The following is a 12,867-nucleotide window of genomic DNA, read 5'->3' on the forward strand; positions in this document are numbered from 1 at the left end:
TGACGAGGCTCGATCGGTGCTGGTCGAGAGTCTGCAGAGTCCTCATCCCCAGATCGCTGGCAACGCCATCAGCGGGCTGGTGATTCTGAGTGTGTCGGCGCTGCCGGAGATCGTCGCCCTGCTGGATAGCAAGGACGTACAAACTGTCTGCAATGCGTGTAGCGCACTTGCGGCAATCGGCCCGTCTGATCCGAAAACAATCGGGAAATTGGCCGAGCTAGCCAAATCCGATAACGCCGCCGTGCGCTGGCATGCGGTCACCGCCATTGGCGAAGGTGGGCAGGAATCTCAAGCGGCGCTGCCAGTACTGATCGGAACCTTAAAAGATGAGGATGCGAATGTTCGATTCAGTGCGCAGCAGGCCCTCTATCGACTGGGTGAGGCCGCGGTTCCTGCCTTAATCGATGCTCTGGATGATGAAGAGACGCAACTGGTCGCCACTTCCATTCTCGGTGGGATGGGACCGGCTGCCAGTTCAGCGGCTGGTCGACTGGCCAATCTAGTCGAATCGCCCAACCATAGCGTACGGCGTGAAGCCGTTTTTGCCCTGGCGTCGATTGGCGGTGACGCGACTTCGCACGTCCCGGAGTTAATCAAAGCACTGGAAGACAAGCAGTTCCCGTATCCCGGAGTCGTCGCCTATTGTCTCGGAAGACTTCGGGCGAAAGACGCCAAGGATGCTTTGCGGACAGCACTGGACGAAGCCGAGGACCCACTGACTCGTCTGGCCATCGCATGTGCCTTAATCGACGTAGATCCCAAGGATGAAGATAACGTCAACGCGGCTTTGCCTCATGTCACGTCCGCACTTCGAGATGAACGGCCACAACTGCGACGGGAAGCGATTTTCGCGCTCGGTCGAATGGGAGAGCGGGCTAAGGTCGTCGCACCCGTGCTGAGTGAGTCCATTTACGATCCGGATCCGGTCGTCCGGCGGGAAGCGCTGGTGGCTCTGGCAGAGATGGCGCCCAAAGGGGAGTCAGCGATCAAGCTGTTCGTCGATCTGCTGGGTGAGAATGATCCGACCGTGAGATCGGTCGCCAGCTACGCCCTGGGGCGGATTGGAAAGCCGGCTCACGCCGCGACTGCACCGCTGCTGCAATTGCTGGAGAGCCCTGATCTTCACGAGAAAACTCTGGCGGCCTGGGCGCTTGTCCGTGTCTCTCCGGAACCCAAAACAAAAGAGGTGGCGATTCCGCTGCTCGTAGCGGCTTTACATGGTGATAAAAATCCCCAGATGCGACTCCAGATGGCACAGACACTGGGAGAAGTCGGGGAAGAATCGGCTTTGGCGAAAGAAGCGTTGGAGCTTGCTCTGAAAGACTCTGACGAAGCCGTTCGGACCGCCGCCGACAAAGCAATCAACTCGTGGAAATAAGGAATAACCAATGATGACTCCTCTTAGAACACTGATACTTCTTGCGATTGCACAGTTAAGCTTCGCAGTGCCGGCCTCGGCACAATGGTATATCAATCAGGGATTTGGTAACGCAGGCTTCGGACCGATGGGTGGCAGTGCCGGGCCCGCATCGAGCCTGGGGGCGGGACCGATCGGATGGACACAGCCTCGGGCTGTGGGAGACCTCAACATCGGGGGTGCCTTTGGTGGAGGGAGCGTCACCGCCAACGGCACGCTGAACGGGGCCGTCGCCAGCGGGTATTATGCGAACGCTGCGGGTGGGCTCGGATTCGGCGGATACGGCGACGCTCTGCTGTATGGGAGTGCTGCCGCCGCAGGATATGGGGGCTATGGCGGATACGGAGGCGGGATCATAGTCGACCCTTACTCGAACTATGCCGCCGTCCAGTACAATGGGATGGCCAACCTGTTGAGAGCGTACGGAAGCTACACCCTCGACGAGTCCAAGGCGATGGAACATACCGAAAAAGCCCGGACCCGTTACATCGACAATGAGCAGAAGATCTATCAGGCTCGGCAGGCTTTCAAGCGAATGAAGGCGGCTGAGGTTACGGAACAACGGGACGCCGATCGAGCGACACGAGAGCGTCGAGAAGAGTTTCTCGCTGCGAATCGACCCCGCCCGCTGAGTCAGGAACACTACGATCCCGACAATGGCAGAATCCAATGGCCTGCTGCATTGATGGAAGCAGAATTTGACGAAACGCGCAAGTCGATCGACGATTTGTTCGAGCAGAAGACACGAGGGTACGACAAATCTGCTACGGCCTCCAAAGTGAATCTGGCGGTTCAGGACATGCGTGAAATTCTTCGTACACAAATTCTGATCATTCCGCTGCAGGACTACTCCGAAGCTCGCCAGTTTCTGGACCGCATGGCGGCAACGGTGAAGTAACAGATGATTGTCAAAAGTGTGGAAACGGGTTGGGAAGTTGTCTACCAGGCCGCTCACGCCTTATTGGCCGGGAAAATTGCGACACAGCTTCGGCAGCTCCCTGCGGTCCATTATTGGCCAGAGACACTGGCGGCACTGTTTGAGCATGATGACCATAAGACGTCCTTTGGCAAAAATGTCTACTTGACCAGCCTGGGAGCACCCAAGGACTTCACGCAGTTTCGCTTCACCGCCAAAGAGCGAGCGCGAGAAGTGTGCCGCAGGATTGAGAACGGCTATCGGAAGCACCGCTGGATTGGATTGCTGGCCGCCCGCCACGCCGAGGAACTTTATCGGTCTGAGAAAATTTCCCCGAGTTTGCGGGCCTTGATCGATGACGAGATTGAGCGGCGAGCTGCGATTCTGCACGAGCTGGGAACAACGAAGGCCGCACTGGAATCCGCGTATGCGGTCCTGCAGTGGTGCGATCGAATTTCACTGATCTTGTGCCAGGGGGCAATCCCTGCCATGCACCGCAGAATTGAGATTGCGCCGCTCGAAAATCAGCGCTATCAGATGTGGCAGCGTCCAGATAATACCGTCGCCATAGAACCCTGGCCGTTCTCGGCAAAAATCTTTGTCGAACATGTTGAAGTTCGGACGCTCCAGCAGCTCATCTTTACTTCGGACAGTGAGCTGCAGGAGCACCTGAGGGCCTGCCCTGTCGAGATGCGGACATGGCACTTTCAGAAAACCGCTCGTTCCAACCGTAGTCATTGAGCGGCTGGTTGAGCGAGAGACAGGAACGCGGCTTCCGGCAAACATTTGGTCGAGCGAGCAACGAAAGTTGCCCGCTCGACGGTCATAAACCGGTTACTTAGGGAAGCAATCGGATGCAAGCGGGGCTGACCTGTGAAATCGGCTCTCCGACCGACTTCAATTTTCCGGACTGGCCATCAATCTTGAAGACGGCCACATTGTTTCCCGGCATATTCGCACAGAGCAGTAGTTTTCCATCAGGCGTGATCAGAAGGTTCTGCGGACCTTTGCCCAGGCTCGGTTCGATTCCGATCAACGTCATTTCACCATCCGCGCCCAGTTGATAGGCAGCAATACTGTCGTGTCCGCGATTGGTACCGTAGAGGAACCGGCCATCCGGAGTGATCTTGAGGTCAGCGCAGTGAGTCACTCCTTTGAAGTCGGAAGGAAGAGTCGAAATGTTCTGTCGCTCTTTCAAGGTTCCGGTCTTGGTATCGTAGTCGAACAGGGTCACCGAGTTATTCAGTTCGTTGATCACGTAGACGTAGCGTCCGTTGGGATGGAACGTCAGATGTCGCGGTCCCGCCCCTGCCGGAGATTTAACGAAGGGAGGGGTGTTGGGCACCAGCTTGGCCGTCGCCGGGTCAAGCTGATATCCCAGGACCTGATCGATACCAAGATCGGCTGCGAAGGCGAAGCGGTTATCAGGGCTGACGACGAGACAGTGAGCGTACGGGCCTTTCTGGCGGACGGGATCGACGCTTGATCCTGAATGCTGGATGAAGGTGGCTGCTTCCTTCAGTGAGCCATCAGCCTGTGTGGGAAACGAGGCGATGTTCCCCGTTGAATAGTTGGCGACCAGCACCGACTTCCCCGTCGCGTCGACGTCAACGAAGCAACTCGCCGTTCCCCGTGTTGACTGTCGGTTCAGAAACTTCATTCGGCCCGTCGTCCCATCCAGGGCGAATGCAGAGACGTGCTCGGATTCTTCACCACCAAAGGTCTTGGCATCAATGGTGTAGAGAAATTTTCCGTCGCGTGAGATTGCGAAGAAGAACGGGTTACTGATGTCTCCCGTCCGGTGAGTCGCCTTGAGGGAACCCGACTGAAGGTCCAGTTCGTATGCCTGGATTCCGCCCTCCTTGCCGGGGGCGAACGAAGAAACCAGGACGACGGGTTGTTCTGCTGTGACGGTCGAGATTGTGGGGTTGAGCATGGTGGCCATCAAGAGTGCAAAAAGAGATCGGGGTCGGATCAGATTCATCAGTGGCTCCGTCAGAAGTGTTCAAGATCCCATAGGAAGGCGATGGCAAACGGGCAATCGAAAAGATGACTTTCCCAGATCGGAACGCTCGGGCCTGGCGCGGTCGCAGTTCTCCCTTGTTGCGCTTCAGGGGTGAAAAAGGGCTCGTCCTCCTCGATTGCTGCTGAACCATTGACCATCCACGTATCGCAATTCACGACGCGAAACGCCCCTGGGAATGCAGGGGGTGCCATCTTAACGAGTTCTCGTCGACGCACCAGAAACTCGCTTGCACAAAAGATTTAGACGGCACGTCGGTTCGCAGATCGTCGGTGCGGTGAAGTCCCCGCAACTCGTGCGCGTCGGATATTCGATTTCAGAAAATTGTCTGAAGAAATCGACTGGAACTTTCCAGCCTCGTGCCTAGAACAATTTGTCTCAGCTGTGGCGAGCGACCGTAATCTGCTGCGGCGGGAATTTTCCCGTTGGGTAGTAACCTCGCTCGAAAATCGAGGCCTCGGCATCGCCCCCTGTTGGAGGGGCGGGCCACGATTCAGATCACGGGCAAGTGCGCGCTCGGCATTCTTTGCCGAGATGCCTTATCCGCAGCCATTGGCCTATTTACCCGCCAATAACTCCGGTTTTTCGCTGTCGCCACAGGCTGTCTAGGTGACTCCCATTTCGTTTTGGACTGTAAGGATTCGGCTCAATGGAATTTTGTGGATTGCGACGTTTTAGTAAGAAACTGCCCGCACTCATCGGTGGAGTGATGGTCGGATTTAGTAATCTGATCGTTTCGGCTGGCGTTATCCATCAGTATAACGTTATTACCGTGAAGGACGTTAATACCCAGAATGACATTGAGGGGCCTTCTTTGATCGGTGGTAACGCCAACCTCGCCACGGTCGGAAATAATGCCCCGCCGCAGGGGGGAGCTCCACTGGTGACTGTTCTGGGGAATCTGAACGGTCAGAACCTGAATATCAACAGTGGCGGCAGCCTGGCCATCGGCGGTACCCGCAACGCGAATGTGAACTACAATTCCGACTCAAATGGTGTTCGCGGCAGCCAGATTAATCTGAGTAGTTCCGAGGTTTCGACGCTGGCTTCTGCCATTCAAGAGATCAAATCGGTCTCGTCCGGTTTCGCTCAGATGTATGCTGATAACTCGCTGTTCGCCCAGAACACACTGAATGCCTCCAACGTCTTTCAGATCAACTATGTTGACTCCGATGGGTACGCGATTGCATCCATTGCAGGCAGTGCCTTGACCGCAATGAATGCGAATTTTGGTATTAACTTCAACGTCCCGCTGGCGTCCATCTCATCGCTGGTGATTAACGTCACCGGGGCCGGAGATATTGATATCGGTAGCAGTATTCACTTCAACGGCTTTCAGAACAATTCCTATTTGACGTCGCACCTGATCTGGAACTTTACCGATACAACCAAGCTCAACGCAGGAGCTAATATGCACGGTGCAATTCTGGCCCCTTTTGCTGACGTGAAGACAGGTCCTTCGATGGATGGGTCGATCTGGGCGAACTCTCTGAAGGCGGGTGGTGAGGTTCACTATCCACTCTATGCAGGTAACGGACCGCTGAATCCTTCGCCTGTTCCTGAGCCAAGTACGCTGGCCCTGGGGTCGATCGCTTCTGTGATGTTCAGTGTCTATTCCTACCGTCGTCGAAAGAACGCGGTCTGATCCAGGTTCTTGCACAATCACAGGGAAGAACTTCTGGAGTTCTTCCTCTTCCTCCCCCCCCTCTCTCTTCGACCTGAGATTGCTCGGGAGAAGGAGGGAGAGGCACTTTCCCGCTGAATTTGTTTTGCGGTTTCCCGACAGTAGCCGTTCGCAGGCGATGCAGGGAACGGACTCTTTCTCACCAGCTTCCGGCGACTTCGGCCCCTCAACTTTGCCCGAAGTCGTCGCGGATCACTTTGAGAATGCGTCAGTTCCACTCCCCCCCCTGCGAACGGTTATCGCATTTCCTGTGCACCCGTCGCCCGAGTTGAGACCGGGGATGCGCACGTTTCCGCGTGCGTGTGTCCTCTCCTGTAACTGAAGCCCGGCCTCGAAGAGGCTTTGATGTTGATGATCATCCACTTATGGCCTGATTGCGAGCGTCGGTGAAAATCTTCCCGCTCAGGACTGGCACTTGGAACAAGTGACGGTGGGCGGGATTTGCTGCGTCAGGTTCATCTCACCAATTCGTTTGGCTCGGGCCGGCCCACATTCAGGACAATCGAAGAAACGGGCACTGTCCCAGGTGTCCATGAAGACGCGGGGCTTCGAACTCTGCTGGTTCGCGTAGTCGAGACCCCGTTCCAGCGTTCGTTCCATGCTGTGGATGACAGGGGGAGAGTAGTTGCCTGTGGCTTGAAGCCGCTCCATCATCCCGTTTCCCCCCCGTGTCGGAATGATGCTGACACACCTGGCACCCTGTTCGACCGCATGTTGGACCGAACGGAGAGCCCATTCCATCCCCTGCTCTTCGTCCATGCCCGGTGGCTTCAGCAGGACGAAGGCTCTGACAGCGATCCCGTTCTTCACAAGAAACTGTGCCGCGTGGTCGAAGTCTTCCACGGTCATCCGCTTATTGAGGGATGCCAGTGCTGCGGGGTGAACGGTTTCCAGTCCCAGTGCAATTTCCAGCCCGGTCTGGACCTGGTCGCGAAACTCGAGGCAGCGGTGATTGATCAGTCGAGGATGGTTTTCCAGGATGACCGTTTCGAAGCTGCGCACCAGCGAGGCGATCTCGGCGTGGTCTTCCCGCGGAATCGCCTGGGGATCGAAGAAGCTTCCCGCGTTGTATAGTTTGACATGCTTCGCAGCAGACTGCGGAGTACACGCGTGTCGAATTTGCGCGGGAATCGCTCCCAGGGGGACTCGTTCGTCCAGAGTATTCTTCCACAGATCGCACATGGTGCAGCGGAACGGACACTCACGGTTCGTGAGGAAGATCGTCAGAACATCTTCGATGTGACCCTGTGATGAGCGTTCCGGCTCAATCAGGGTCAAATAGGGTCTCCAGGGGTCGAGACGATTCTTTGCCGGGCGGGTGGCAACGACTTCGGCATCGCTGATGGGAAGGCTGAACATTGTTGATCCTCAGCGGGGGTTTCCCCGTGCTGGCGGTCATCGAAACGCAGCGCGTGGAACGTGATAAATCATTCGCGTGCCAAAGGTTGCACACTGGACAAAGGCACACTGAAGTAAGGCCAGTGACGATGTCCGGGATGCGAGGTGGTGGAGTCTTTACCGGTGCATTGAACCCGAAAAGGACCGGCTCGAAAACATCGGCTTCCCTGATTTCCAGCATTGGATTAACTTAACCCCATCCAATAGTCCACGGAGGGAATCGGAGATGGCGACGGTCACAATGAGAGAAACCAGGAACGATTCCGATCGATCGGTACGCCAGATCATCGCTTCGGCCCGGTCGGTCCGGAAGCAGGCGAAATCGCGGGTCGGCCTGGTCGGTGCCCTGGGGATGTCGTGCCTGTCGGGACTGCTGCTATGGCTCTGCTTCACTCCTGTTGATGCGAGTCCGCTTGCGTGGTTCGCCACGATTCCGCTGCTATTGCTCGTCAGGATCCCGGATCGGACGGGATGGATGTATCCTTCAATCTATGTCGGAAGCCTGATCAGTCAACTCGCCACTTTGCAGTGGATGCGGCTGGGTGACCCCACGATGTACATCGCGTGGATTGCCCTTTCGATCTACCTCGCATTTTATGCCATCGCATTCGTACTGATCTCACGTGTCGCCGTGCACCGATGTGCGTTGCCGCTCGCCCTGGCTGGCCCGGCTGTCTGGACCGGCCTGGAATATCTCAGAGCCCATCTGATGACCGGATTCGCGTGGTACTTCCTCGGGCACTCGCAGTACCGCTGGCTGGAACTGATTCAGGTGAGTGACATTGTGGGGGCGTACGGTGTCAGCTTTTTGATCGTCATGACTTCGGCGGCGCTGGCATTGATGGTGCCACATCGCTGGTTGATTCGACTCAATCTGGTTCTGCCGTCAACCGGACCAATAACCGCTTCCGGATTGACGCTGTCTGATCTGGTCCAAGTCACAGCGACCTTCAGTGTGTTTGCCTCCGCGCTGGTCTACGGGTACGTCCGAAGGGGGCAGGCCGATTTTCAGCCCGGTCCTCGCATGGCTTTGATTCAAGGTAACTTTGTGGCGTCGCTGCGAGAAGAACCGGCATCGCAGGATGACATCTATCTCACGCATCTTCGACTGAATGCCCGCGCTGTCCGTGAGCAGGCACAGGTGATCGTCTGGCCGGAAGCGATGTTTCCCTGGCCCTTAATGACGCCCGCAGAAGAACTGTCGAATGAGCAACTGCGGGAATTGGTTCCGACAGTGAATCCGGCGATGTGGCGTGATACCACGGTCCGCTCTGTTCTGACGGAAGAGAGTCAGCGCTCGGGTGCCGCGTTGATTTTCGGGATCCACTCCGCCGAAGCCAAGCCGGGAATCGTCTCGCAGCATAACTCGGCCGTCTTTGTCCGTCCTGACGTCGGCATCGCCGGACGTTATGACAAGATTCACCTTGTCCCGTTCGGTGAGTATATCCCACTCGTGAACGTGCTTCCGTTCCTGAAAGCGTTCTCGCCCTATAATGAATCGCACGGATTGTCGGCGGGAAAATCGGCCGCGATCTTTGAATATCTGGGCTGGCGAATGGCACCGGTGATCTGCTTCGAGGACACCGTGCCGCACCTGGTGCGAACGATCGTCGCATCGGGTTCTGATTTTGAACGGGGGCAGCCGGTCGATGTTCTGGTCAACATGACGAATGACGGATGGTTCCATGGTTCCAGTGAGTTGGATCAGCACTTGATTACTGCGGCGTTTCGCGCCGTTGAGTGTCGCACTCCGGTGGTGCGCGCTGTGAATACCGGGATTTCTGCGGTGATTGATGGGGACGGAGCGATTCGCGAACCGGACGTGTTCATTGATGGTGACGCACGCAAGAACGGTGACGCCCCTCCCCGGACCACACTGCGCGATCCCAAGACAGGGGCCTGGCACAAGAACCTGAACGCCGCGGTCATCCAGACGGTTCCTTTGGATGCTCGCCGCAGTCTGTATGTGCAGTACGGTGACTGGTTCGCCGCGCTGTGTGCCGCTGCGGCACTGGGCTTCGGTCTGTTCGGCTTTGTTCCGACTCGAAAAGTTAGGGAATCGACGCCGTCTCTGGCCTAATCCCACGTTTTTCGAGGCGGGAAGAGGGAGTCATCAGGTCGGGATGGCGACCTGAACCCACTCTAAGGACGCTCTCCCTGCGCATTCGCATTCCGTCGGTCGCATTTGCCCGGGAAAACGCTTAAGGCCCCAGCTATGTTCGTGCCCGTAATCCATACGCGACCGTCGCATTTTTGGCGAAGAACTTTTCGGTAGCGGTCTGCCCCTTATCGCGGAAGAATTCTCTCACGATCTGGATCACGACTTTGTACGGAGCAGCCCGATCGCTCACCGGCCAGTCGCTGCCGTAAATCAGACGATCCTCACCGAACGTCTTCCAGGCGGTCTCCAGAATCGGGCGATAGTACTCTGTTTCGACGGGGGGCTGGTGTTCTGCTGTCCGTGCTCCTTCCGTCAGGGCTGAAACTTTGAGGAACACATTCTGATGGGCAGCGCAATCCTTTAGCCCACGTGACCATTCCGCGGGAGGTTCCTTCCCGTCGATACGAACGTTGGCGAGATGATTAATGGCGATACGGAAATCGGGAAGCAGCTTCGCCAATCGGTCCACCAGCGGCAGCGACTCGATTCCGCCATTCACATCGAGTTGCAGGTCGGCGTCGTTCATCTTTCGGAGATCGGCGAGAAACGACGGTTTCTCTAATCCGTGGGCGAGGAGATCAGAGCCAATCCGGATACCACGATAAAGGGGATTCTTCGAGAAGCGGGTCAGCAATTTTCCGAACGATTCTTCACCCGGTGACAGATTTCCAACGATCCCTGCTACGAACGGGTCCCCATCCGCCAGATCGAGCAGCCATTGGTTGTCCTCAACCCACGGACTGGCTTCGATGATGACCGTGCCGGTAACTCCATAAGGGGCGGTGGCTCGACGAAACTCCGGGGGGAGCACTGTGCGGTAAAGTGCGGAATCTTCTTTTGATGGCCAGGGAATACCCTCAGGACGTGAGGGGTCATAAAAGTGCGTATGCGCATCAATGATAGGAAACTTGTCGCCTTTTTCGTTGGCCACGCTTGCGATCGTGCCCAGGGTGTTAGTCAGTCCCGCAGCGGCGATCAAACTGGAGGTCATAAAATCGCGGCGATTGATCTGCATCGATTGGCTCTCCCCTGGATGGTCAGTTCACTTCTATGAAGTCCCGACAGTACGGCAAGTCGGATTGGCGTTAACAAGGCCCGAGCGATGGTTCAGATCGAGTAGGCGCGTCACCACGCGAGGCTTGCTGCTGCTGAAACACCATTGCGAAAAACGGAGTGGGAAACAACTGTAGCAGGCCTTGGTCTTCTTCCGGTCTTGAGTCGTTGCTCACGTCGCTTGCGCACCCGGCGCGGCAGGAACACAGGCCCTGATTCAGGTTGAGTTCGTTTTGGACTCAAACTGGAGTGAGCCTTGGCCACGTGGCGTTGTTCCGACTGGTGCCGCCACGGGTGAATGTCAGGCGGTCTGTCATCAATGTCCTTGAAATCAGACGTTGTGTCTCTTAGTCTGGCGTTGATGTTGAGGGGCATCATTGTGCTTTAGTTTATGACGTGCGACAGTTGTCGCGAACTGTGCTCCTCACTTCGAAATGCTTACTTCTCCCCGATAGCAGGCGTGTCATGTACAAAGTTCCCGCGAGTTTGACGTTTCTCTTACTGTCGATCAGTCTAATGGCAGGCTGCGGAGAGCAGAAAAAAGCTGCCGTGACGGACAGCGACCAGGCAGGCGAACGAGCGATAAAGCCGGCGGCGTCCCCATCCGATCACAACGAACCCGCTGTGGCAACGAAGGCTGAGACCCCCGGTCAAACCCCTGCGAAGGATGCGTCTGAGACCGCGAATTCATTGAAACCGACCGGCGGGGAGTCTACGGCGACGACAGCGCAAACCCAGGAGTCGCCTGTTCGCACGCCGCCAAAGCCGCTCACTGAAGCCGTCTTTCTTCCGGACAATCTAGTCGGAATTTCGGTCCTTCACCCCAAGGCATACTTTGAGACCAGAATGGGGCGATTGCTGATTGAGCTGGGATTTGAGACTGAGTCGGGTACTCCCAGCGATCTGCTGCGCCGGCTGGGGCTCAAGTTCTCTGACCTCGAACGAGTCACCGTCGCGATCGATCAATCGCTGGTGACGGGGATCGCACAGCAGGTCGGCCTCCCGGTTGCAAATCTGGCCGCGCCGGCACCGCAAGGTGACCACCAGTACCAAAACGCGATGAAGCAGATTGCGCTGGCCTTTCACAATTACCACGACACATTCGGGAAGTTTCCTCGCGCGAATGGGGACGGAGACGGACGTAAAACGGGGTTGAGCTGGCGTGTCCATCTTCTTCCGTTCCTTGAGCAGGCCCCTCTTTACAATGAATTCCATCTGGACGAACCGTGGGACAGTGACCACAACAAAACTCTGATTGCTCTGATGCCCGCGATTTTTGAATCGCCGGGAGTGACAGAAGAAGGCCATACGGCATTTCATGTCTTCACGGGCGAGAATACGCCCTTCCATGGGGATTCCGGGACCCATCTCTCTCTCATTACGGATGGAACGTCGAATACCGTTCTGGCGATACAGTCGGCCCCTGACAAGGCTGAGATCTGGACGAAACCCGGAGGATTGGAAGTGGACCTGGCTTCACCGCGCGATTCTTTGGGTGAAGACCCCGAAGAAGGTTTTCTGGTCGCCATGGGAGACGGTCAAGTGCTTCGACTACCTGTAGGTATCGATGACAAAACTCTTGCCGCAATTATCCACCCCCGGGACGGAGCGGTCGTTGATTTAAACAAATGGAAGGTCAACTCGCCCAAGACGCCCCCGCTACCGACAACGATCATCGAACTGTCGCGAGAGGTTCCCCAGGCGGAACTGGTGAAATCGGTTCTCGGTGAGTCGAAGGAAGAGACTTTTGAAGGGGTGAGTTACTCGCGAAATCAATCGACGGCCGTCTGGTTCCCCGCAACTCAAACGGTCGTCGTGGCACCGATTGAGGCTGTGAAACAGATGATTTCAGCGAAACAGGCGGGCAAGAGCAGTACCTCGCCACTCGTCAAGGAACTGAATCTGGCTTCCAGCATCAGTGCTGCTGTCGATCTCGAATCACAGGCGTCGATTCTGGGCTTTCTCGCCCAGTTTAACCCGATGCTGGGCATGGTGTCGGAGGTCAAGACGATTGCGATGCAGTTCTCGGGAACGGGTGATCCTGCAGATCCCATGCTGGCGCTGGACATCACGGCAACGAGTTCTGAAAAAGCGGCAAGCCTGTTCGGCATTTCGTCGATGGCCCTGAACCAGGGAAAAATGAACATCGCCCAGGCACCATTGGCTCCCAATGCGAGTAACGAAGACCGCGAGATGATGGCGCTGACGAAGCAGC

9 protein-coding genes are annotated in these 12,867 nt (G+C 56.5%); 6 read left to right on the top strand and 3 right to left on the bottom strand.

The genetic code is table 11. The annotated features are described in order from the left end of the window. From VGE80_RS22505 to VGE80_RS22515, 3 genes are all read left to right on the top strand, one after another. Positions 1 to 1,378: HEAT repeat domain-containing protein (locus VGE80_RS22505; RefSeq protein WP_440594206.1), on the top strand; the 1,378-nt coding region annotated here is incomplete at its 5' end. 10 nt (positions 1,379 to 1,388) lie between these two features. Then, a complete protein-coding gene (locus VGE80_RS22510; protein WP_440594207.1) occupies positions 1,389 to 2,315 on the top strand; it encodes a hypothetical protein in 927 nt (308 codons plus the stop codon). A 3-nt stretch (positions 2,316 to 2,318) separates the two neighbouring features. Then, a complete protein-coding gene (locus VGE80_RS22515) occupies positions 2,319 to 3,074 on the top strand; it encodes a DUF3891 family protein (RefSeq protein ID WP_440594208.1) in 756 nt (251 codons plus the stop codon). A 97-nt stretch (positions 3,075 to 3,171) separates the two neighbouring features. Here the strand turns inward: VGE80_RS22515 and VGE80_RS22520 are convergent, their stop codons facing one another. Further along, on the bottom strand, positions 3,172 to 4,317 hold the full coding sequence (locus tag VGE80_RS22520) for a lactonase family protein (RefSeq protein WP_440594209.1): 1,146 nt from the start codon (positions 4,315 to 4,317) through the stop codon (positions 3,172 to 3,174). Positions 4,318 to 5,020: 703 nt separating this feature from the next. On the opposite strand from VGE80_RS22520, the gene VGE80_RS22525 reads away from it, so the two are divergent. Beyond that, a complete protein-coding gene (locus tag VGE80_RS22525) occupies positions 5,021 to 6,001 on the top strand; it encodes a choice-of-anchor A family protein (protein WP_397569578.1) in 981 nt (326 codons plus the stop codon). A 441-nt stretch (positions 6,002 to 6,442) separates the two neighbouring features. On the opposite strand, the gene VGE80_RS22530 is transcribed toward VGE80_RS22525, so the two are convergent. Then, a complete protein-coding gene (locus VGE80_RS22530; RefSeq protein ID WP_440594210.1) occupies positions 6,443 to 7,399 on the bottom strand; it encodes a radical SAM protein in 957 nt (318 codons plus the stop codon). Between the two features lie 265 nt (positions 7,400 to 7,664). Between VGE80_RS22530 and lnt the strand changes: the two genes are divergently transcribed. Beyond that, positions 7,665 to 9,518, top strand: a complete 1,854-nt coding sequence (gene lnt, locus VGE80_RS22535) for an apolipoprotein N-acyltransferase (RefSeq protein WP_440594211.1) — start codon at positions 7,665 to 7,667, stop codon at positions 9,516 to 9,518. Positions 9,519 to 9,651: 133 nt separating this feature from the next. On the opposite strand, the gene VGE80_RS22540 is transcribed toward lnt, so the two are convergent. After that, positions 9,652 to 10,614 carry an amidohydrolase family protein gene (locus VGE80_RS22540; RefSeq protein WP_373652656.1) on the bottom strand — a complete coding sequence of 321 codons (963 nt, stop codon included), beginning with the start codon at positions 10,612 to 10,614 and terminating at the stop codon, positions 9,652 to 9,654. A gap of 662 nt (positions 10,615 to 11,276) precedes the next feature. Between VGE80_RS22540 and VGE80_RS22545 the strand changes: the two genes are divergently transcribed. Further along, positions 11,277 to 12,867: DUF1559 family PulG-like putative transporter (locus VGE80_RS22545; RefSeq protein WP_440594212.1), on the top strand; the 1,591-nt coding region annotated here is incomplete at its 3' end.

The organism is Schlesneria sp. (assembly GCF_036405755.1).
GTDB lineage: Bacteria > Planctomycetota > Planctomycetia > Planctomycetales > Planctomycetaceae > Schlesneria > Schlesneria sphaerica.